The 21,558-nt window shown below is 69.0% G+C and carries 19 protein-coding genes and 1 other RNA gene; 10 read left to right on the forward strand and 10 right to left on the reverse strand.

The features are described from left to right. Positions 1-75: 75 nt before the first annotated feature. The 6 genes from LQ772_RS01980 to LQ772_RS02005 form a co-directional block, all read right to left on the reverse strand. The gene (locus LQ772_RS01980; RefSeq protein ID WP_231323511.1) at positions 76-1,017 is read right to left on the reverse strand and encodes a phosphatidate cytidylyltransferase; all 942 of its coding nucleotides are present in this window, start codon (positions 1,015-1,017) and stop codon (positions 76-78) included. Then, the gene (locus tag LQ772_RS01985) at positions 1,014-1,613 is read right to left on the reverse strand and encodes a lysophospholipid acyltransferase family protein (RefSeq protein WP_231323513.1); all 600 of its coding nucleotides are present in this window, start codon (positions 1,611-1,613) and stop codon (positions 1,014-1,016) included. The genes LQ772_RS01980 and LQ772_RS01985 overlap by 4 nt, the downstream gene beginning before the upstream one ends. Then, positions 1,610-2,230 carry a CDP-alcohol phosphatidyltransferase family protein gene (locus LQ772_RS01990; RefSeq protein ID WP_231323515.1) on the reverse strand — a complete coding sequence of 207 codons (621 nt, stop codon included), beginning with the start codon at positions 2,228-2,230 and terminating at the stop codon, positions 1,610-1,612. Before LQ772_RS01990 ends, LQ772_RS01985 begins: the two co-directional genes overlap by 4 nt. A gap of 61 nt (positions 2,231-2,291) precedes the next feature. Beyond that, positions 2,292-3,395 (reverse strand): PepSY-associated TM helix domain-containing protein, encoded by a 1,104-nt coding sequence (locus LQ772_RS01995; protein ID WP_231323517.1) that lies wholly within the window; start codon positions 3,393-3,395, stop codon positions 2,292-2,294. A 2-nt stretch (positions 3,396-3,397) separates the two neighbouring features. Further along, positions 3,398-5,518: a TonB-dependent receptor gene (locus LQ772_RS02000; RefSeq protein WP_231323519.1), complete on the reverse strand. Its 2,121-nt coding sequence runs from the start codon at positions 5,516-5,518 to the stop codon at positions 3,398-3,400. 80 nt (positions 5,519-5,598) lie between these two features. Next, the gene (locus tag LQ772_RS02005) at positions 5,599-6,867 is read right to left on the reverse strand and encodes a nucleoside permease (protein WP_231323521.1); all 1,269 of its coding nucleotides are present in this window, start codon (positions 6,865-6,867) and stop codon (positions 5,599-5,601) included. Positions 6,868-7,171: 304 nt separating this feature from the next. Here LQ772_RS02005 and LQ772_RS02010 point away from each other — a divergent pair, with 304 nt between their 5' ends. Further along, on the forward strand, positions 7,172-7,795 hold the full coding sequence (locus LQ772_RS02010; protein ID WP_231323523.1) for a LysE family transporter: 624 nt from the start codon (positions 7,172-7,174) through the stop codon (positions 7,793-7,795). Between the two features lie 67 nt (positions 7,796-7,862). Here the strand turns inward: LQ772_RS02010 and LQ772_RS02015 are convergent, their stop codons facing one another. The 4 genes from LQ772_RS02015 to LQ772_RS02030 all read right to left on the reverse strand — a co-directional run bounded on the left by LQ772_RS02015 (position 7,863) and on the right by LQ772_RS02030 (position 12,358). Further along, positions 7,863-8,453: a uracil-DNA glycosylase family protein gene (locus LQ772_RS02015; protein WP_231323525.1), complete on the reverse strand. Its 591-nt coding sequence runs from the start codon at positions 8,451-8,453 to the stop codon at positions 7,863-7,865. Positions 8,454-8,537: 84 nt separating this feature from the next. Beyond that, positions 8,538-9,917, reverse strand: a complete 1,380-nt coding sequence (locus tag LQ772_RS02020) for an FAD-binding oxidoreductase (RefSeq protein ID WP_231323527.1) — start codon at positions 9,915-9,917, stop codon at positions 8,538-8,540. A 126-nt stretch (positions 9,918-10,043) separates the two neighbouring features. Beyond that, positions 10,044-10,400: a YraN family protein gene (locus LQ772_RS02025; RefSeq protein WP_231323529.1), complete on the reverse strand. Its 357-nt coding sequence runs from the start codon at positions 10,398-10,400 to the stop codon at positions 10,044-10,046. Continuing rightward, positions 10,400-12,358 carry a penicillin-binding protein activator gene (locus tag LQ772_RS02030; protein ID WP_231323531.1) on the reverse strand — a complete coding sequence of 653 codons (1,959 nt, stop codon included), beginning with the start codon at positions 12,356-12,358 and terminating at the stop codon, positions 10,400-10,402. The genes LQ772_RS02025 and LQ772_RS02030 overlap by 1 nt, the downstream gene beginning before the upstream one ends. Positions 12,359-12,445: 87 nt before the next feature. Here LQ772_RS02030 and rsmI point away from each other — a divergent pair, with 87 nt between their 5' ends. The 9 genes from rsmI to mraY all read left to right on the forward strand — a co-directional run bounded on the left by rsmI (position 12,446) and on the right by mraY (position 21,556). Continuing rightward, a complete protein-coding gene (rsmI, locus tag LQ772_RS02035; RefSeq protein WP_231323533.1) occupies positions 12,446-13,273 on the forward strand; it encodes a 16S rRNA (cytidine(1402)-2'-O)-methyltransferase in 828 nt (275 codons plus the stop codon). A gap of 111 nt (positions 13,274-13,384) precedes the next feature. Beyond that, positions 13,385-13,750, forward strand: an RNA gene (gene rnpB / locus LQ772_RS02040) — RNase P RNA component class A. A gap of 401 nt (positions 13,751-14,151) precedes the next feature. Beyond that, on the forward strand, positions 14,152-14,598 hold the full coding sequence (gene mraZ, locus LQ772_RS02045; protein WP_231325842.1) for a division/cell wall cluster transcriptional repressor MraZ: 447 nt from the start codon (positions 14,152-14,154) through the stop codon (positions 14,596-14,598). A 46-nt stretch (positions 14,599-14,644) separates the two neighbouring features. Beyond that, entirely contained in the window at positions 14,645-15,565 is a 921-nt protein-coding gene (rsmH, locus tag LQ772_RS02050; protein WP_231323535.1) for a 16S rRNA (cytosine(1402)-N(4))-methyltransferase RsmH, read from the forward strand. After that, on the forward strand, positions 15,562-15,834 hold the full coding sequence (ftsL, locus tag LQ772_RS02055) for a cell division protein FtsL (RefSeq protein ID WP_231323537.1): 273 nt from the start codon (positions 15,562-15,564) through the stop codon (positions 15,832-15,834). Before rsmH ends, ftsL begins: the two co-directional genes overlap by 4 nt. Next, positions 15,831-17,642 (forward strand): peptidoglycan D,D-transpeptidase FtsI family protein, encoded by a 1,812-nt coding sequence (locus LQ772_RS02060; protein WP_231323539.1) that lies wholly within the window; start codon positions 15,831-15,833, stop codon positions 17,640-17,642. The genes ftsL and LQ772_RS02060 overlap by 4 nt, the downstream gene beginning before the upstream one ends. After that, positions 17,639-19,117: a UDP-N-acetylmuramoyl-L-alanyl-D-glutamate--2,6-diaminopimelate ligase gene (locus tag LQ772_RS02065; protein WP_231323541.1), complete on the forward strand. Its 1,479-nt coding sequence runs from the start codon at positions 17,639-17,641 to the stop codon at positions 19,115-19,117. Before LQ772_RS02060 ends, LQ772_RS02065 begins: the two co-directional genes overlap by 4 nt. After that, positions 19,114-20,484 (forward strand): UDP-N-acetylmuramoyl-tripeptide--D-alanyl-D-alanine ligase, encoded by a 1,371-nt coding sequence (locus LQ772_RS02070; protein ID WP_231323543.1) that lies wholly within the window; start codon positions 19,114-19,116, stop codon positions 20,482-20,484. The genes LQ772_RS02065 and LQ772_RS02070 overlap by 4 nt, the downstream gene beginning before the upstream one ends. Next, complete coding sequence (mraY, locus tag LQ772_RS02075; protein WP_231323545.1) at positions 20,474-21,556, forward strand: phospho-N-acetylmuramoyl-pentapeptide-transferase; 1,083 nt, start codon at positions 20,474-20,476, stop codon at positions 21,554-21,556. The genes LQ772_RS02070 and mraY overlap by 11 nt, the downstream gene beginning before the upstream one ends. The last annotated feature ends 2 nt before the right edge of the window (positions 21,557-21,558 follow it).

A 21,558-nucleotide genomic window follows, 5' to 3' on the forward strand; every position in this document is an offset into this window, starting at 1 on the left:
TCCCGCGGGGCGGGCTTCAGCCCACCGCTCTTCCGCGATCCGGGCGGCGGGCTGACGCCCACCCTACGAAGGGCATCACATCAATGCGTAATGCACGACGTGGAAGAACACCGGCGCGGCGAAGCTGACCGAATCGAGCCGATCCAGCATGCCGCCGTGCCCCTCGATCATGTGTCCCCAATCCTTGGCACCCAGGCTGCGCTTGACCGCCGACAGCGCAAGTCCGCCCAGGAAGCCCGCGATCACGATGACCAGCGACATCCCGGCCGAGCCCCAGAACGAGAACGGCGTGATCCACCACAGGCACGCGCCCACCGCCACTGCGCACAACCCACCGCCCACCAGACCCTCGACCGTCTTGGACGGGCTCACCGACGGCGCCAGCTTGCGCCGCCCGAACAGCTTGCCGACCACGTACTGGAACACGTCGCTGATCTGCACCACCAGCAACAGGTAAAGCAGCAGCAACAGGTTCTGTCCTTCGTAGCCGGGTACGTGCAGCAGCAACACCGCGGGCGCATAGCTGATGCAGTAGACGGTGAGCATCAGGCCCCACTGGATCTTGGTGGTGCGCTCCAGGAACGACTCGGTATCGCCGCCCAGCGCGGTGATCGCCGGCAGCAGCAGGAAGCCATAAACCGGAATGCAGATCGCGAACAGCCCGTACCAGTCGATGCCGATCAGCCAGTACTGCAGCGGGATCGCCAGATAGAAGCACAGCACCAGCGGCAGGTGGTCGCCGCGACGGGTCGGCGTCAGCGTGAGGAACTCGCGCAGTGCGAAGAACGAGGCCAGCGCGAACAGCACCAGCGTGGCGACGCGCCCGAGCAGGAAGCAGACGCAAAGGATCGCCACCATCCACCACCAGGCGCCGATGCGGGCATTCAGGTTGGCGATGACCTCGCGCGAGCCATCGCTGCGCGCGCGCCGCGCCAGCGCCCAGCCGACCAGGCTCGCCACCACCAGCAACGCCAGCACGGCGCCCATCACGGTCCAGAATTTCTGTTGCGGGCTCATGCCAGCTCCACCACCGCCGCGTGGGCGCGTTGCAGGAAGGTTTCCTTGTCCTCGCCCTCGGCCAGGCGCAGCGCGCGGCCGAAGCGCACCATGCAGGTCAGCGGCACCGGCAGCAGGCTGCCCTTGGGCATCGCGCGGTGCAGCGTGTCCAGGTAGACCGCCACCAGCTCGGCCTGCGGATGGCGCTGGGCCAAGTGGTAGAGGCCGGCCTTGAAGGGCTGCGGCAGGGGATCGGGGCTGCGTGTGCCTTCGGGAAAGATGATCAGCGAGTCGCCCGCGGCCAGCGCTTGGCACAAGGGTTCGAGCGGATCTCCTTGGCGGCGCTCGCGATCGCGCTCGATGTACACGGCGTGGAAGCCGTGCTCGGCGATGAAGCCGCGCAGTCCACCCTTGCCCCAGTAGTCGCGCGCGGCGACCGGTCGCGTGCGCTGGCGCAGCAAGGGCGGCAGTGCGGCCCATAGCGCCAGCGTGTCCAGGTGGCTGCTGTGGTTGGCGAAGTAGATGCGCTGCACCGGCTTGGGCTCGCAGCCGAGCCAGCGGCCGTGCGCGCCGACCAGCAGGCGCACCAGGCCGACCAGGAGCCGCGAGGTGATCATGCGCCGGCGTCCTTTAGCCGCTCTGCGATCGCGCGGGTGCGCGTCACGCAGGTCAGCGCCGAGCCGATCGCGATGATCGCCGCGGTCGCCAGCAGGATCGGCTGGCGCCACGCCGGCAGCAGTGCCACCAGTACCAGCGCGATGCCGAGCAGCCACATGCGATGCGGCTTGGCCATGGGTCCGCGGAAGTCCTGCGCTTGGCCCAGCGCGCCGCCCAGCGCGCGGATGTAGGCGGTGAGCGCGGCCAGCAGGGCGGCCAGCCAACCGAGCCAGGGCAGCGCGATCGCGTAGCCCAGCGCAACAAGGAACAACGAATCGGCCAGCCGATCGGGCAATTCGTTGTACAGCGCCCCGGTCGCGGTGCCTTTGCCGCCTTCGACGGCGACCATGCCGTGGAACAGGTTGCACAGCAGCCGCAGCAGGATCGCCAGCGCGCAAAGCAGCGCGCCGACCGCGCCGGGCAGGGCGAGCAGCGTCCAGGCGCCGGCCAGCGCGAACAGCACGCTGAGGAGGGAGATCTGGTTGGGCGTCAGCTGGCTGCGTGCCAGTACTTCGGCGATGCGCTGCGTCCAGCCGCTACCGCGCACGGCAATCGGGCGTCGATTGGCGTCCTGCATGGCGTGTCCCCCGTGGCCTGCGCGCATGCTAGCGCGAGCACGGAAAGGCGGGTTGTCAGGCTCAGCCGCGGCGTTTTGTGCGCGCGCGCCAGAACAGGAAGCCGGTCACCAGGAAGAACGGCGGCAGCAGGCCGGAGACGATCACCAGCGCGTGCCAGAGCGGCCCGGTGGTGCCGGCGTGCACCGGATAGATCGCATTGTTCACCTGCACCCCGGTGTCGGCGCGGGTGGCGTCCGACGTACCGAGCACGCGTGCGTCATACGGGTCGATCCAGATGATGCTGCGCCCGGTCGGGTTCCACTCGCCCGGCACACGGGCGCGAAGGGTCACGCGACCGTCGCGTGCATCCGGGAAGGTCAGCCGCCCCAGCGTCGCGCCCGGCAGCGCCTGTCGCGCGGCGGCAAGCACGGCAGTCCAGTCGATCGGACCCTGCCGCAGGCTGATGGTCGCTGGCTGCGGCGCCTCCGGCGCGTCGCCGAACAAGTCGTGCAGCGCTTGCCGGGTGCCCGCGTGGTAGCACATCAGCGTGCCAGTGAGGGTCACCAGCAGCACCACCGGCAGGCTCAGCGCCCCGAAGCTGCGGTGCCAACTCAGCCAGCGCCGCACCGGCGGCTGCGCGTGAGGCTTGAGGTGTGCCAGGAATCGTCCGCGCCCGGGCCACCACAGCACCACGCCCGACACCAGCATGAACAGGCTGAACCAACCGATCACGCCGAGCCAGGTTTCGCCCGCATGACCGGCGAGCAGGTGCGTGTGCCAGTCGCGAAGGGCGAGCAACGCATCGTTGCCTGGCGTGCGGGTGAGCAGCAACTCGCCGTTGGCCGGATCGAGGTAGCGCCGCACGCCGCCGTTGAAGTAGAGCTGCCATACCGGCAATTCCGTGACCGGCAGGTCGGCGCTGCGCAAGCCCCTTGGCGACCACTCGCGCGCGATGCGTTCCAGCACCGTCGCTTCCTGCGCCGGCGTGGGCAGGGTGTGCGCGGACATTTCCGGATGCAGCGTGCGCAGCAACGGCCCCTGCAGTGCCAGCACGCTGCCGCTCAAGGCGATCAGCGCGTACACCGTTCCCAGGCTCACGCCCAGCCACAGGTGGAGCTTGCGGAGCCAGTGGCGGATCCCGCGGGAGGAGTGCGGCGGCGCGGCCTGATGGACGACCTCGCGCATGCTCAGAACACCTGCTGCCAGGCGAGGGACATGGTGCGTCCGCGGCCGGCGAAGTACGAGTCGTCGTCGCCGACCGTCTGCGAGACGTAGTTGATGTACTGCTTGTTGGCGAGGTTCTGCACGCCCAGCGTCCACTCGCCCGCGGTGCCGGCGTGCCACTTCAGGTAAGCGTCGGCGGTGACGTAGCCGTCGAAGTGCGCGGTGCGCTCGCCCAGCGTGGCGAAGTCGCGGCTGGCCAGACGCGAGAGCTGCAGATAGCTCGACAGCGCACCGTTCCAGCGCTGGGTCCATGAAAGGTTCAGGCGGTTCGGCGCGATGTTGGCGCCATCGAGGTCCGAATCCACCCGGCCGTCGCCGTCGCGGTCGGAGCGGCCGTGGTTGATCGCGTAGGAGGCGTCCAGCCGCGTTCCCTCGCGCGGCGTCCAGCCGGCGCGCGCTTCCCAGCCGCTGATCTCGGTGCGCTGGCGTGCCACGTTGTAGACCTGGTTGGGCGCATCGAAAACGAGCAGGGCGCCGAGCTTCGATGCGGACGTCCAGTAGCTGATGCGCGCGTTGAACGCCGCGCCCGCGTACTCGGCGCCGGCCTCGCGGTTGTCCGACACCACGGGCTTGAGGTCGAGGAAGTCGTTTACGCGCTGGCCCGGCGTGCTGATCGCGCGCAGTACGCGGCCGACGTCGGGCAGGGTGTAGCCCTCGGCATAGCTGGCGAACAAATTGAGCGTGTCGGTCAGGTACCAGACCGCGCCGATGTTCGGCAGCGTCTTCTTGAAGCTGCGCGAGCCGCCGTCGACGGTCACGCCGCCATAGGACGCCAGCGTGCGGAAGGTCGGCACTTCCAGCCGGCCGTGTTCCTGGCGCAGGCCGGCATTGATCGACACCACCTGCAGCGGCCAGTACTCGGCCTGCAGGAAGGGCGCCCAGCCGGTGTAGGTGCTCGGCGGGACCCAGTTGCGGTTCGTCTGCACCAGCGACTGGTGGGTGCGGTCGCGGTAGCCGTCGGCGCCGGCCAGCACGGTCAGCCTGTCCTCGAGCAGGCCGCGGCGCGACCACGACAGCCGCGCGCCGTCCTTGACCGATTCGTTCTGCGACTGGTCGAACACCACCGCGCCGTAGGCCGGGTCCTGGAAGGTACCGAAGGTGCCGCCGCCGAACAGCTCGCGGTTGCGCTGGTGGTAGAGCTGCGCGCGCAATTCGCCGTCGGCCAGGTGCGGGTCGCGGTAGTCCAGGCTCGTGGTCAGCACGCGATTGCGCGGCGCCTCGCCCGGCTGCTTTTCACGGACGGAAGTGGTGGGAATGCCCGCGTCCATGTCGCCGGGGACGGCGGTGTAGTCGCCGTTGCCCTGCAGGTCGAAGCGGTTGGCGGTCAGCTGCAGGCGGCGCTCGCCGGCGAAGGTGTACCCGAGCTTGGCGAAGCCGTCCCGGCTTTTCGAATCCATCAGGTCGCCCTGGGTGCCGTCGACACCGATCAGCCGGCCGTGCGCGTCCGAATACATGCCGCGCTTGCGCCAGGAGGCGCCAGCGACCAGGTCGAACGCACCCGATCGCGCGCCGACCAGCCAGGCCGCGCCGTAACCCAGGCCATCGGCGCCTTGGGTCGGCGCACTCGCATCCAGCGTGACTTCCTGGCGGATGCCGTCCTTCGCCGGGGCGTGCTTGGTGATGATGTTGATGATGCCGCCCGCGGCTCCGAGCCCCTGCAGCGAGTTGGAGCCTTCCACGATCTCGATCCGCTCGATCATCGCCGGGTCGATGGTGTAGCCATCGCGCGAGCCGTTGCGCAGCGGGCTGGACTGCGGCACGCCGTCGATCATGTAGAGCGGGTTGCGCCCGCGCAGAGTCTGGCCGCGCACCGAGAGCTTCTGCGTCGATGGCGCGAAGGAGGGCACCAGCGCGCCGATGGCGTCGCCCAGGTCCGGCGTGATGGCCAGCTGGTTGGCGAGGTCCTGTCGGTCGATCACGGTGATCGTCATCGGCAGCGCGCCCTGGCTGCGCGGCAGGCGCAGGGTGCTCTGGGAAACCTCGACCCGCTCCAGGTTGGTCGCCTGCTGCGCGTCCGCGGCGTGCAGCGGGGCCGCCAGGGCCAGGGTCAGGGCGAGCGCGAGCGGGCGTACGGACGACGACATGACAGCCTCCAGCGGGGAAGGCTGTGCATGCTAATGAAAATGATTCTCAACAACAAGCAAGAAATGACGCGCGACTGCGGTCAGATGCCTGCCTGATGCCCCAGGTTTGCCCGAGCCGCATTCTCCGGAATGTGCTTGTGGCGGAACAGGATCACGAACAGCACCGCCACCACCAGCGCGTAGCCGGCGAAGCTCAGCCAGATGCCATGCCACAGCAGCGCGCCGTCCGGGGCGGTGAAGAACCGTTCGATCACCTGCCCGCTGATCGAGCTGCCCAGCACCGCGCCCACGCCGTTGGTCATCAGCATGAACAGGCCCTGCGCGCTGGCGCGGATCTTCGGGTCGGCCTGGCCCTCGACGAACAAGGAGCCGGAGATGTTGAAGAAGTCGAACGCCATGCCGTAGACGATGTTCGACAGGATGATCATCCACAAAAGTTCGGCCGGGTTGCCGTAGGCGAACAGGCCGAAGCGCAGCACCCAGGCGACCATGCTGATCAGCATCACGGTCTTGATGCCGAAGCGCTTGAGGAAGAATGGGATCGCCAGGATGAACAGCGTTTCGGACATCTGCGAGATCGACAGCACGATGTTCGGATAGCGCACCGTGATCAGGCCTTTGTACGCATCGATCTTGCCGAAGTCGTGCAGGAAGGTGTCGCCGTAGGCGTTGGTCAGCTGCAGCGCGGCGCCCAGCGCCATCGCGAACAGGAAGAACACCGCCATCTTGTAGTTCTTGAACAGCGCGAACGAGCGCAGGCCGAGCACGTCGACCATCGAGGTGTGGCGCGTATCGCGCGGCGGGCAGGCCGGCAGCGAAAACGAGTACAGACCCAGCAGCACGGCCGCGATGGCCGCGATGCGGAACTGGTCGGGCGAGGTTTCGATGTGCAGCAGGCTGATCGCCCACATCGCCGCGATGAAGCCGACCGTGCCCCACACGCGGATCGGCGGATACACCTTCACGATGTCCACGCCCTCGGTCTTGAGCGCGTTGTAGGCCACCGTGATCGAGAGCGCGATGGTCGGCATGTAGAAGCACATGTTGACCAGCATCACCCAGAACAGCGTGGATGGGTTGTCGATCGTCGGCACGATGAAAAGCATCAACGCGCCGCCCAGGTGAAGGATGCCGTACAGGCGCTCGGCGTTGATCCATTTGTCGGCGATGATGCCGGTGATCGCCGGCATGAACAGCGAGGCGATGCCCATGGTGGAGAAGATCGCGCCGAACTCGGCGCCGCCCCAGTGGCGGGTCTGGAACCAGTAGGCCCCGATGGTGGTGAGCCACGAACCCCACACGAAGAACTGCAGGAAGTTCATCACGATCAGACGCAGCTTGATGTTCATGGCGCAAAGTCCCGCATGTGCTTTTTCCCCTGCAAAAGCCGCGGGACGAGGACCCTGGCTGCAAAGTTGGGCAGGTTAGAGAAAGGGATGCGGGCGGGCAAGGCGCGGCGCAGCGTGTGCGCTCACCTCCGTGCTGACCAACCCATCCCGCCCGACCTTGGCTTGGGGGACGGCAACAGACCGTCCAAGGCGCAGGTGAAAGCCTCGGCTGCTTCCCTTCGAGGGAGCGCCAGGTGGAGGGGGTACCCGCAAGCAGGGCGCGACCCCCACTAGACTGACCGCACGCCGCACCGAACGAAACGCCATGCACCTGTTCCTCACCATTGCCCTCGTTCATCTGGTCGCGCTGCTCAGTCCCGGCCCCGATTTCTTTTTCGTCTCGCAGACTGCCGTCAGCCGCTCGCGCAGACAGGCGCTTTTCGGCGTGCTGGGCATCACCCTGGGAATCACGTGGTGGTCGGCGCTGGCGCTGCTCGGCCTGCAGCTGGTGCTGCACAGGCTGGCATGGCTGCAACAGGTGATCGCCATTGCCGGCGGGTCGTACTTGGCTTGGATGGGGTTGCGCATGCTGCGTGGTGCGTTTACGCAAGCGTCGGTGACGCATGGCGGTACGGCCGCCATGCCGGGCGGCGAACTGGCCACGCTGCGCGCCGGACTGCTGACCAACCTGGCCAATCCCAAGGTGGTGGTCTATTTCGGGAGCGTGTTCTCGGCCTTCCTGGGCGAGGGCGTGGATGTGGCGACGCGTTGGGGCTTGTGGGCGCTGATCGTGGCCGAGACGTTCAGCTGGTTCGCGCTGGTGGCTGCGTTCTTCGCCTTGCCGGCGATGCGTCGCGGTTACCTGCGGCTGGCGCGGTGGATCGATGGCCTTGCCGGCGCGGTGTTTGTCGCCTTTGGCTTGCACCTCATCCTCGCCCGCCGCGGCTGATCCATCAGGACGCATAGAGTGGGCCTCAGCCCACCACTCCACCGAGGCCTGATGGGCTGAAACCCATCTACGGGCGCAATGCGTGCGCTACGCGCTCGCGCAACACCGGCAGCAGCTCCTCCGCGAACCATGGGTTGTGCCGGGTCCAGGGCTGGTTGCGCGGGCTCGGGTGTGGCAGCGGCAGCACGCCGCGAGCCAGGTGCGTGCGCCAGTCGCGCACGGTCTCGGTGAGGCTGGCGCCCGCCTGCGTGCCGAGCAGTCCGACCTGTGCGTAGCGGCCGATCGCCAGGGTCAGATCGACCTTCTTCAGCAGCGGCATCAGCCGCGGATGCCAGGCCGGTGCGCATTCGCGCCGCGGCGGCAGGTCGGCGCCGCGCGCGCTGCCCGGGAAGCAGAAACCCATCGGCACGATCGCCACGCGGCGGGCGTCGTAAAAGGTCGCCTTGTCGATGCCCAGCCAGTCACGCAGGCGCTCGCCGCTCACGTCGTTGAACGGCACGCCGCTCAAGTGCACCTTGCGCCCGGGCGCCTGGCTGACGATCAGCAGCCGCGCGGTGGCCGAGGCCTGCAGCACGGGGCGCACGCCATGTGCGAGGTCGGCGGCGCAGAGCTGGCATGCGCGGATTTCGGCGAGAAGGCGATCGAGCTTGGAAGGCATCGCGAAATGGTGGCACACCGCGCGCATCTTTTAGGAACACGCTTGTGGGCGAGCTCCCGCTCGCACCTCGCATCGCCCACGCTCCTACGCAGAACCGGCAGGCAGCAGTTTGCCGGGGTTGAGGATGGCGTCGGGATCGAACGCGCGCTTGACCTCGCGCATCAGATGGAGGGTTTCAGGCGCCAGCGCCAGCGGCATGAACTCACGCTTGATCCGTCCGATGCCGTGTTCGCCCGAAAGCGTGCCTTCGAGTTCGATCACCAGCGCAAAGATCCCGGCGAGGCAGGCGTGTGCGCGCTCGCGTTCGGCGGCATCGCGCGGCAACAGGTTGACGTGCAGGTTGCCGTTGCCGGCGTGGCCGAAGCTGTCGATCAGCACGTCGTGCTTTGTTGCCAGCCGCTGGATGCCTTGCACCAGCTCCGGCAGGCGGCTGACCGGCACCACCACGTCTTCGTTGATCTTGTCCGGCGCGATCGTGCGTTGTGCGGGCGAGAGGGCTTTGCGCGCGGCCCACAGTTGCTGCGCCTCTTCGGCGGTGGCCGCCGCATCGAGGGACAGGAGGCCGTCGCCGCGGGCGGCAGCGGAAACGGCAGTAACGGCGGAGTCGAGCGTCTCCGGCTCGCCATCGACCTCGATCATCAGCAGCGCACCGGCCAGCGGTATGTGGTCGCCGGCATGCGCACGGGCGAGCTTCAGCGCCGTTTCGTCGATGAACTCCAGCGCGCACGGCGTGACAGGCTGGCCCATGATGCGCGCCACGGCCTGCGCGGCGGCGCCGACGTCGCGGTAGGTCGCGCGCAGCGTGCGGATGGTCGAGGGGCGAGGCGTGAGCTTGAGCGTGGCTTCGGTGATCAGCGCCAGCGTGCCCTCCGAGCCGATCAGGAGGCGCGTGAGGTCGTAGCCGGTGGAACCCTTGGTGGTGTATGTGCCGCAGCGGAATCCTTCGCCCGTGCCGGCGACCGCGCGCAGGCCCAGCGTGTTCTCGCGCGGCGTGCCGTACTTGACCGCGCGCGGTCCGGCGGCATTGCAGGCGAGGTTGCCGCCGATGCTGCACCACGGCGACGAACTCGGGTCCGGTGGCCAGAACAGGCCATGCGGCGCCAGCGCGCGTTGCAGGTCGCCGTTGATCACGCCCGGTTCGACCACCGCCAGCCGGTTGGCCGGGTCGATGCGCAGGATGCGGTTCATGCGCTCGAAGCTGGCGACCACGCCGCCCTCGACAGGCACCGTGGCGCCCGTGGTGTTGCTGCCGCGCCCGCGCGCGGTGAGCGGGACGCGGTGGTCGCGACAGGCGCGCACCAGCGCCTCGACCTGCGCGTGCCCGGTGGGAAACACCACCGCGTCGGGCTGCGCGTTGAGGCGCGAGTTGTCGTAGGCGTAGGCCAGTCGCTCGGCGGGACCGGTGTGGAGGGCGTCACCGAAGATCGAATGGAGCGTTTGGAGCAGCGAGTCGGATAACGGCATGGAGCATGGCTCCCACTGGGCGTTTCGGAAGGAGCGGGCGGAGTGGCCGATCGACAGTAGCGCAAGCGGCGCGGTTGTTCCTGAGACCTCCCGGGAGCACGGGGTGCTCGCCTCGCGGAGCAGCGGTCATTCCGCTTCGAAGGCACCCTTCAGCCAATGCATCGATGCGTCGGCCGCGGGGCCGTCGTAACTGACCACGTCGAAGCGGCACGGGCGGTTGGCGTGCTGGCCGTGCGCCGCCAGCCACAGCTGCGCGGTGCGGATCAGCCTCTCCTGCTTGGACCGCGTGACCGACGCCGCGGCATCGCCATGGCCGGCCCGCACGCGGTAGCGCACCTCGACGAACACCACGGTGTCGCCATCGCGCATCACCAGGTCCAGCTCGCCGTGGCGCGTGTTGTAGTTGCGCGCCAGCGCCTTGAGTCCGGCACGCTCCAGCTCGCGGCAGGCGCGCTGTTCGAAGGCGGCGCCTGCGGCGCGCATCAGTGGCCGGCGGGCGGCAGGGTGGTCGAGGCGGCCGGCGGTACACCGGCGGATGTCGCCGGTATCGGGGTGCGCGTGCCTTCGTCCACCGGCGGGGCGGCCGAGGGCACGTCATCCAGCTGCAGGCTGCCGGTCAGCGGACGGGCGATCCCGTCCTGGAAGCGCGCCCAGATCAGCACGCGGCGGATGCGCCCGAACTGGTCGGCGGCGAGCTGGCCACTGGCGCCTGGCAGGTAACTGCCCGGGTGGTCGCGCAGCCAGTCGAGGTAGGGCACCAGGTTCCATGCGTCCATGCCGAAGGCGAACAACCGCGCCGAGGTGCCGCGCGCGGCGGGCAGTCTGGAGGCGATCGCATCATGGCTGGGCATCCCCGGTTGGGCGTCGAACAGCCACGGCGCATCGGAGAACTCCACGCCATCGAGGTCGCGATTGGCGGCGGCGTCATCCACGCCGGCATAGATATGCGACGTGGCGAATACCGGCAGGCCGACGTGTGCGACGTGCAACTGCGGCAGCAGCAGGCGCGCCTGCTCCGGTCGCATGCTGACGAAGATGCCGGTGTCGCCCGTCGGCACCGGCGCGGGAAGGGTCTCCGCGCTACCGGCCGCGGCTGGCGCCGAGGCGGCCTCCGCCGGTTCGGTTCCGGCCAGCGGAGTGGCCGTGGTCGGCATGTTCAGTCCGGCGATGGTGTTGGCGTAGTTCACCTTGCCGGGCGGCAGCGTGGCCATCCCGGCGACGCGGCCGCCGCGGGCTTCGAGTTCGGCCTTGAACGCGCCGGCGGCACGCTGGGCGAAGTCGTCGTCGGATACGACCACGTAGGCGTTATGGATGCCACGCTCGACCATGTGGTCAGCGGCCAGTGCGCCTTCGCTCTCGGGCAGCAGGCCGAACTCGGTGGCGCCGGCGGCGGGCAGGCTTCTGTCGTCCGGATGGTTGAGCGCGAGCAAGGGGACCGGCAGCTGGGGCTGCCCGAATACGGCGGCCACTTCGGTGCGGGTGAGCGGGCCGACGATCAGTTGAGCGCCATCGCTGGTGGCCTGCTGGTAAGCCTTGATCGCGCCGTCTGCGGTACCGCCGCTGTCGTACACCCGCACGTTCGCGCGCGGCGCCTTGGTGCGCGCGGCATCGGCGTAACCGGCGAAGAAGCCCTGGCGGATGGCGCCGCTGGCCCCGGCGAAGTTTCCACCCAGCGGCAGCAGCAGTGCCACGTTCGCGGGCATGCGGTAGCCCTCGCGCACGTTGGCGTCCGCGCCGGGAAGCATGGTGCCGACCGGCTGGTCCAGATCGGGCTGCGGCTGCGCCACCGGCACGCCGAGCTGGGTCAGCGCCTCGTTGATCCATGGCAGCATGCGATCGCCAGCCTGCATCGCGGCGCCCCGGCGCTTGAGCGGCTCGACACCCAGGCGGCCGAGCAGGTCCAGGATCTCCTTGCGGTTCTGCGTGTGGTCGAGGCCCTCGAGCTGCGGATCCATCTGCACGCGTGTGCGCGCCGCACCCCACAGGTCGCCGGTGGCTTCCATCGCCCGCGCGCGCAGTTCGAGCAGGCGCAGTTCGAGCGTCGGCGGGACGGGCGAGGGCTGGGTGGTCAGCTGCAGCGCGGTGTGCGCGTCGTGGTGGGCCAGCGCCAGCTCCGCGCGGAGCAGGTCGTAGCGGGCGGCGTCCTCGTCCTGCAGGCGCGGGCGACGTACCTGGTCGAGCAGCGGTGCGGCCTGCTCGAGCGCGCCTTCCTCGCGGTACACCTCGGCCGCCAGGATGTTGTAGTGGTCGGTGTCGCCGGTCTGGCGGCCCAGGTCGAGGTAGGCCTGGATGGCCTGGTCGAATTGCCCCTGGTTGGCGAGCTGTCCGGCGTGCTGCGCGGCGGCAAGTTCCTGGGGCGAGCGGGTCACCTTGGTCGGCACGCAGGCGCTTGAGGCCAAGGCGATCAGCAGGCCGAGGCCGGCGGCGCGGAGCAGTCGCATGGAGTGTCCCTTGGTCGTGATCGACATGGTGAGCGATCATAGCCGATCGTGCCGCGAGCCCTTTGCGCGCCGCCTTTTGGAGTTCCCATGCCTACTGTCCAGCCCGGCAGCCTGTCGGTGGTCGCCACGCCGATCGGCAATCGCGACGACATTTCGGCGCGCGCGATCGCCACGCTGCGCGCCGCCGACGTGATCGCCGCGGAGGACACCCGCCACAGCCGTCCGTTGCTGCTTCACCACAACGTCGACGTGCCGCTGGTGGCGCTGCACGAGCACAACGAACGCGAGGTCGTTGATGGACTGGTGCGGCGGATGCTGGAAGGACAGGCGGTGGCGCTCATCTCCGACGCGGGGACGCCGCTGGTGAGCGATCCGGGATTCCGCCTGGTGCGGGCGGCACGCGCGGCGGGCATCCGCTGCGTGCCGGTGCCGGGTGCCTGCGCGGCGGTCGCGGCACTGTCGGTGGCAGGGCTCCCCAGCGACCGCTTCGTGTTCGAAGGTTTCCTGCCGCCGAAGGCCGCGGCACGGCGCAGCCGCCTTCAGGAGCTGGCCGGCGAGCCCCGCACGCTCATCTTCTATGAGTCGTCCCATCGCGTGGCCGAAAGCCTGGCGGACATGCGCGAGGTATTCGGTGGCGCGCGCGAAGCGGTGCTGGCACGCGAGCTGACCAAGCTGTTCGAGACGGTGATCGGCGAACCGCTCGACGAACTGGCTCTTCGCGTGGCAAGTGACCCGGACCAGCAGCGCGGCGAGTGCGTGATCCTGGTGGCTGGCCGCGGGGAAGAGACGGACGCGCGGCTGGCTGAAGGGCAGCGCGTGTTCGCGCTGCTGCGCGAAGAGTTGCCTCCGGCCAAGGCGGCCAGGCTTGCCGCGGCCATCACCGGTGCGCCGCGCAAGGCGCTCTATCAGATGTAGGGTGAGCTTCAAGCCACCGTTGCGCATCGGGACCGGTAGGCTGAAGCCCGCCCTGCCGCGCCTGTCTTTCCCAATCCCCAATCCCTGCCCGGGCCCATTACAATGGCTCGCGGAGTCGGCCGGACAGTCGCGTCGCACCGCAAGTGCGTCGAGGAAAGTCCGGGCTCCACAGGGCAGGGTGCCAGGTAACGCCTGGGCAGCGCGAGCTGACGGCCAGTGCAACAGAGAGCAGACCGCCGATGGCCTCGCAAGAGGATCAGGTAAGGGTGAAAGGGTGCGGTAAGAGCGCACCGCGTGCGGGGACAACGTCGCACGGCACGGTAAACCCCACCCGGAGCAAGACCGAATAGGGGAACGATAACGCGGCCCGCGTTGTTCCCGGGTAGGTCGCTGGAGCCAGGCGGTGACGCCTGGCCGAGAGGAATGACTGTCGCGTCGCAAGACGTACAGAACCCGGCTTACAGGCCGGCTCCGCCTCTTGCGGCGGCGCGCTTCGGGCGCGCCGCCAGGGAAGGGCCAGGGTGGCGCGGAAGATTGCGCCGCCCTGGCCCTTTTCGTTCCACCCGGTGGTGGCGACGCGGTGGCGCCCGGGTGGATGCATGCCAGCCGCCCCTACGGGCGCCCCGGTCCGGGCCCTGAACGGCAGTTCATGTCCAGGCTGTCCGGGTAGCGAAACGCCCGTGACGTGCCTCACATCCTGTTCGGAAAAACCCCTTGCTTTCAACCACCTTGCAGACCTTCCTCTGAAACGGCTGGAAATACGTCCACACTTCCGCCTTTCTCTTTGATTCGCAAGCAAAATTCCCTTGACGTCTCAAAAGGCGAGACGTATCGTGGGACCCTGTGTGAAATCGTGGGAATCAGTGGAGTCCGCACGGGTGTTCCAGGGCGAAACCGCCATCACCGTTGACGACAAGGGCCGACTGGCCATCCCGACTGCGTATCGGGAGCTGGTCGCGGGCGAGTGCGCCAATCGTCTGGTGGTCACCTACAGCCCGTTCGAAATGGGCTGCCTGTGGATCTACCCCTACGCCGAGTGGGAAACGGTGCGCGACCAGGTCAATGCGCTGCCGATGGTCAAGGCGTCCCACCGTAACCTGCAGATGAAGCTGGTGGGTGCGGCGACCGTGGTTGAGCCGGATGGCGCCTCGCGCATCCTGCTGCCGGCCAGCCAGCGTGGCGCCGCCGGCATCGAGAAGAAGGCGGTGCTGCTGGGCATGGGCAACAAGTTCGAGCTGTGGAGCGAACAGGCCCACCTGGCCAAGATCCGCCAGACCCTCGGCGAAGACGACATCACTGACGACATGGCGGACCTGCGCCTGTAAGGCGCGGGCTTCGGTGCGGAACGAATACGGGACGGGAGGGTGCGGCGTGGCCGAGTTGCGGCACATCCCGGTGATGCTGGGCGAAGCGGTGGAGGGCCTAGCCGTGCAGGCAGGCGGGCGGTATCTGGATGGCACCTTCGGGCGCGGCGGTCACGCACGCGCGGTGCTGTCGCGCCTGGGGCCCGACGGCCGCCTGCTGCTGATGGACCGCGACCCCGCCGCGATCGCCGCGGCCCGCGAAGCGTTTGCCGGCGATCCACGCGTGTCGATCCGCCACGGCAACTTCGCCGAGCTCGCCGAATGGGACGAGACCGCCGCCGGCCTCGACGGCGTGTTGCTCGACCTCGGCGTCTCCTCGCCGCAGCTGGACGAAGCCGAGCGCGGCTTCAGCTTCATGGCCGATGCGCCGCTGGACATGCGCATGGACACTACCCAGGGCGAGAGCGCGGCGGAGTTCCTTGCCCGGGCCGACGAGCACGAGATCGCCGACGTGTTGTGGACCTTCGGCGAGGAGCGCTTCAGCCGCAAGATCGCCCGAGCCATCGTGGCGCGTCGTGCCGAGTCGCCGATCGCGCGCACCGGCGAACTGGCTGCGCTGATCGAGCGCACCATCGGTCGCCGCGAGCCGGGCAAGCACCCGGCCACGCGCAGCTTCCAGGCCCTGCGCATCCGCGTGAACGGCGAGCTCGATGCCGTGCAGCGCGGCCTTGATGCGGCGCTGGAGCGGCTCAAGGTCGGTGGGCGGCTTTCGGTGATCAGCTTCCACTCGCTGGAGGACCGCGCGGTCAAGCAGTTCATCCGCGACCACTCCGGCCGCGTGCAGGGCAGCCGGCGCGGCCCGCCGGTGGCTGCCAGGCCAGCCCGGCTGGCAGCGGTGGGCAAGGCGCGCTTCCCGTCCGACGAGGAGCTGGCGGTCAACCCACGGGCCCGCTCGGCGGTGCTTCGCGTGGCGGAGAAACTCGCATGAGGGCGCTCGGCGGCGTCACGCTCGTGATCCTGCTGCTGGCCGTGCTGGCCAGCGCAATCGGCGTGGTGTGGACGCGCCACGAGAGCCGCGTGCTGTTCGTCGACCTGACCCGCCTGCAGAACCAGCGCGACGAACTCAACGTCGAGTACGGTCGGCTCGAACTGGAGCAGGCGACCTGGGCCGAACCGCGACGCATCGATGAAGAGGCGCGCAGCAAGCTCGGCATGGTCACGCCCAGGCCGCAGGACATCCAGCTGGTGCGCCGATGAGCCTGCGCCGCCCGCTCCCGCAACCTTCCGCCGGCCGCCGCCGTGGCGCCGGCCCCAGCGTGCGCAAGCGCATGCTGCTGGTGGTCGGCGTGCTGTCGCTGGCCTCGCTGGGGCTGGTCGCACGCGCGTTCGACCTGCAGGTAATGCGCAAGCAGTTCTACCAGGACCAGGGCGACGCGCGTTTCCTGCGCGAAGTGAAGATCCCGGTGTCGCGCGGCACCATCTTCGATCGCAACGGCGAGCCGCTGGCGGTGTCCACCCCGGTGATGTCGATCTGGGCGAACCCGCCGCAGGTGCTGGAGAGCGCCGACCGCATTCCCGACCTGGCCGCCGCGCTCGGCGTGGACGCGGGCGAGCTCAAGGAGCGCCTGGCGCAGCGCGCCGACCGCGAGTTCGTCTACCTGCGCCGGCAGATGCCGCCGGAAGCAGCCGAAGCCGTGCTCGACCTGGACATCCCGGGCATCAATGCGCAGCGCGAGTACCGCCGTTACTACCCGTCGGGCGAAGTAACCGCGCACGTGCTCGGCTTCACCAACATCGACGACCATGGCCAGGAAGGGCTCGAGCTTGCCTTCGACGATTGGCTTTCCGGCAAGCCGGGCGCCAAGCGGGTCATCCGCGACCGCATGGGGCACGTGGTCGAGGATGTCGAGCAGGTGCGCGAGCCCAAGCCGGGCAAGAGCCTCATGCTCAGCATCGACCGGCGCATCCAGTTCCTGGCCTACAACGAGCTGAAGAACGCGCTGACCGAGTTCGATGCGTCCTCCGGGTCGATGGTGATCCTGGACGTGCCGACCGGCGAAGTGCTGGCGATGGTCAACCTGCCGACCTACAACCCCAACTCGTTGTCCGGCAGCAAGTTCTCCGACCGGCGCAACCGTGCCGTCACGGACCTGATCGAGCCCGGCTCGACGATCAAGCCGGTGCTCATGGCCGCGGCGCTCTCCAGCGGCAAGTACACGCCGACCAGCCCGCTGATCGACACCACCGGCGGCCACTGGTACTTCCAGGGTCACGACATCCACGACACGCACAACTACGGCCTGCTCACGCCCACCGGCGTGATCACCAAATCGAGCAACGTCGGCGCCGCGCGCATCGCCATGACGCTCGACACCGCGCTCATGTACAACACGTACCGCGCGTTCGGTTTCGGCAACAGCACCAGCAGCGGCTTTCCAGGCGAGTCCTCGGGCCTGCTGCGCATCGGTCGCGACTGGCGTCCGCTGGAACAGGCGATCATGGGCTACGGCTACGGCCTGAACGTGACGCCGCTGCAACTGGCCAATGCGTACGCCACGCTGGGCGACCACGGCGTCATGCATTCGCCCAGTTTCATCAAGGACGCCGACAACGAAGCCAAGGCGATCGTGTCGCGGCAGGTCGCCGACGAGATCGTGCGGATGATGGAAACGGTTACCGCCCCGGGCGGCACCGCCACCACCGCACGCATCGCCAATTACATCGTGGCCGGCAAGACCGGCACGGCGCACAAGGCCGCTGCCGGCGGCTATTCGCGCAACAACTACACCGCCGCCTTCGCCGGCCTGGTGCCGGCGAGCAACCCCCGGCTGGTCGGCGTAGTGATCATCGACGACCCGCAGAAGCGCAGTTACTACGGCGGCATGGTTTCAGCGCCGGTGTTCGCGCGCGTCATGGAAGGGGCGCTGCGCCTGCTCGACGTGCCGCCGGACAACATCGGGCGCTGGTACGCCGGCGGGCCGTTGATGAGCCCGAATGGCTTGGCCGGCAGCAAACCGCCGGTCGATCCGCCGATCGACGACGCACCTGTCGAGGACGAGCCGTGACCACGCGCCTCCTCGCTGATCTGCTCGATGGTTTCGCCGACGCGGGTGCGCTCGGCGATCTTCGTATTTGCGGACTGAGCCTGGACTCGCGCCAGGTGCGTCCCGGTGAAGCTTTCATCGCATTGTCCGGCACCCGCACGCATGGCATCGCCTTCGCCGCCGAGGCAGTGGCGCGCGGCGCCGCGCTGGTGCTCGCGGAGGCGCCGGCGGTCCCCGGCTTCACGCCCGGCGTGCCGGTGCTGTGGATCGACGACCTGCACGCGCGCCTGGGCGAGATCGCCGCGCGCTTCTACGACCACCCCTCGCGCGCGTTGCGCATCGTCGGCGTCACCGGCACCAACGGCAAGACCTCGACCGTGCAGCTCATTACCCAGGCCCTGTCGCGACTTGGCTGCACCGCCGCGAGCATCGGCACTCTCGGCGCCGGCCTGTATGGCGCGCTGGACGAAGGCGAGCGCACTACGCCGGATGCGATCAGCGTGCAGCGCCTGCTCGCACGGTTCCGCGACCGGGGTGCGACGCACGTGGCGATGGAGGTCTCCTCGCATGCCCTGGAGCAAGGCCGGGTGGGTGCGGTGGGTTTCGAGGTCGCGGCTTTCACCAACCTGACCCGCGACCATCTCGACTACCACGGCACGATGGAGGCCTACGGCGCCGCCAAGGCCAAGCTGTTCGCCTGGCCGGGTTTGAAGGCGGCCGCGATCAACGTGGACGACGCGTTCGGCTGCGCCCTGGCCGATCGCCTGCCGGTCGGCGTGCGCGTACTGCGCACCAGCATCGTGGGCGCCGCCGACGTCGGTGCCCAGGCCATCGTGACCTCCGCCGAGGGCCTGGCCTTCCAGCTCATTACGCCCTGGGGCGCGCATGCAATCCGCAGCGCGTTGCTCGGCGGCTTCAACGTGGCCAACCTGCTCGCCGTGGTGGCCTGCCTCGGGGCACTGGGCGAGCCGTTCGCACGCATCGTCGAGGTAATCCAGACGCTCACGCCGGTCAACGGCCGCATGAATCGCCTCGGCGGCGATGGCCGGCACCCGCTGGTAGTGGTCGACTACGCGCACACACCCGATGCGCTGGAGCAGGCGCTCACCGCGCTGCGTGCGCATTGCGCCGGCCGCCTCATTTGCGTCTTCGGCTGCGGCGGCGAGCGTGATGCGGGCAAGCGTCCGCAGATGGGCGCGATTGCCGAGCGCCTGGCCGACGTGGCGATCGTCACCGACGACAACCCGCGTGGCGAGGACGGCGACGCCATCGTGGCGCAGATCCGCGCCGGCATGCGGCGTCCGGCCGCGATCGAGCGCGACCGCGCCGCCGCGATCGGCACGGCCATCGCCCAGGCCGGCGCGGACGACGTCGTGCTGATCGCCGGCAAGGGTCACGAAACCTACCAGGAAGGTGCTGCCGGCAAGCGTCCGTTCGACGATCTCGCTGTCGCCCGCGCCGCCCTTGCGCAACCGGCCAGGGAGAACCACGCATGATGCGCCTCTCCGAAATCGCGGTATGGACACACGGGCGCCTGCTCGGCGCCGACCTCCAGGTGGATGGGGTGGCGATCGATACCCGCCGACTGCAGGCGGGTGAGCTGTTCGTGGCGATCAAGGGCGAGCGCGTCGACGGCCACGACTTCGTGCGCGAGGCCGCGCTGCGCGGTGCTGCCGCGGCGCTGGTCACGCGCCGCGTGGACGTCGACCTGCCGCAGGTGCTGGTCAACGACACCCAGGCTGCGCTCGGCGACCTCGCCAGCGCGGTGCGCGCACAGCGCGACGTGCGCGTGGTCGGCATCACCGGTTCCAACGGCAAGACGACGGTCAAGACGCTGACCGCCTCGATCCTTTCGCGCCACGGCCGCACACACGTCAACGCGGGCAACTACAACAACGAACTGGGACTGCCGCTGACGCTGCTGGCGATGCCCGCCGACACCGAATACGCGGTGCTCGAAATGGGCGCCGGCAAGCCCGGCGACATCGCCTACCTCGCCGCCATCGCGCGGCCCGATATCGGCCTCGTCAACACCATCGCGCCGGCGCACCTTGAGCGGATGCGCAGTCTGGAGGGCGTGGCCGAAACCAAGGGCGCGCTATACCAGGCGCTTCCGGCCGACGGCGTGGCGATCATCAATGCCGACGATGCCTTCGCCGGCTTCTTCGAAGGCCTGGCCGGTTCGCGCGCGACGCTGCATTTCGGCCTGGACGGCCACGTCGACGTGGGCGCGACCATCCTGGAGCAGCGCGTGGACGGTTCGCGCTTCCTGCTGCGCACGCCCGAGGGCGAGGCCGAGGTGGCGCTGCCGCTGGCCGGGCGCCACAACATCGCCAATGCGCTGGCGGCCGCCTCGATCGCGCTGGCGCTGGACGTGCCGCTGGCGACCATCGTCGCCGGCCTGCAGCACGTGCCTGGCGTGGCTGGGCGGCTGCGCAGCGAGGCGATGCCGGGTGGCTGGACGTTGATCGACGACAGTTACAACGCCAACCCCGGCTCCGTGGCCGCGGCGATCGACACGCTGGCGCTGGCCACCGGCGAGCGCTGGCTGGTGCTCGGCGACATGGCCGAGCTCGGCGCCGACGCGCGCGCGCTGCACGAAAGCATCGGCGCGCGCGCGAAGGCGGCTGGCATCGACCGGCTGTTCGCGGTCGGGCCGCTGAGCGCAGGCGCGGCCAAGGCCTTCGGCAGCGGCAGCGAACACCACGCCGACAAGGCCGCGCTGGCCGCGTCGCTGGCACGCCAGCTGCACGCGGGCGTGACCTGCATCGTCAAGGGTTCACGCTCGGCCGGCATGGAGCAGGTCGTGTCCTTACTCAAAGAACAAACCCACGCCTCCGGAGGCCCTGTCGATGCTGCTTGAGCTGGCCGACTGGATGGCACGGCACTTCACCGCCCTGCACCTTTTCCAGTACATCACCTTCCGCACGATCATGGCCGCGCTCACCGCGCTGGCGATGTCGCTGCTGCTGGGTCCGGGCCTGATCATGCGGCTGGCCGCCCTCAAGGCCGGGCAGGTGGTGCGCAGCGACGGCCCGCAGACGCACCTGGTCAAGGCCGGCACGCCGACGATGGGCGGTGTGATGATCCTGCTGGCGATCGCGATCGCTACGCTGTTGTGGGCCGACCTGCACAACCGCTACGTGTGGATCGTGTTGGCCGTACTGATCGCCTTCGGCGTGATCGGCTTCTATGACGACTACAAGAAACTGGTGCTCAAGGACAGCCGCGGGCTGGCCTCGCGCTGGAAATATTTCTGGCAGTCGGTGTTCGGGCTGGCGGCGGCGCTGTTCCTCTTCAAGACGGCCCAGCTCCCGGCCGAGACCGCGCTGTACGTGCCGCTGTTCAAGCAGGTGGCATTGCCGCTGGGCGTGCTGTTCGTGGTGGTCGCCTACTTCATGGTGGTCGGCTTCTCCAATGCGGTGAACCTCACCGACGGCCTGGATGGCCTGGCGATCATGCCCTCGGTGCTGGTGTCCGGGGCGCTCGGCGTGTTCGCCTACCTCGCCGGCAACAAGGTGTTCTCCGAATACCTGGGCATCCCCTCGATTCCCGGCGCGGGCGAGCTCTCCATTTTTTGCGGGGCTTTGGCCGGCGCGGGCCTGGGTTTCCTCTGGTTCAACACCTATCCGGCGCAGGTCTTCATGGGCGACGTCGGCGCGCTGGCCATCGGTGCGGCGCTGGCCTGCGTGGCGGTGATCGTGCGCCAGGAAATCGTGCTGATCGTGATGGGCGGCGTGTTCGTGCTGGAGACGGTGTCGGTGATGTTGCAGGTGGCGAGTTTCAAGCTCACCGGCAAGCGCATCTTCCGCATGGCGCCGATCCACCATCACTTCGAGCTCAAGGGCTGGCCCGAGCCGCGGGTGATCGTGCGCTTCTGGATCATCAGCGTCGTGCTGGTGCTGATCGGCCTTGCCACGTTGAAGGTGCGCTGACC

It is taken from the genome of Frateuria edaphi (assembly GCF_021117405.1).
Lineage (GTDB): Bacteria > Pseudomonadota > Gammaproteobacteria > Xanthomonadales > Rhodanobacteraceae > Frateuria_A > Frateuria_A edaphi.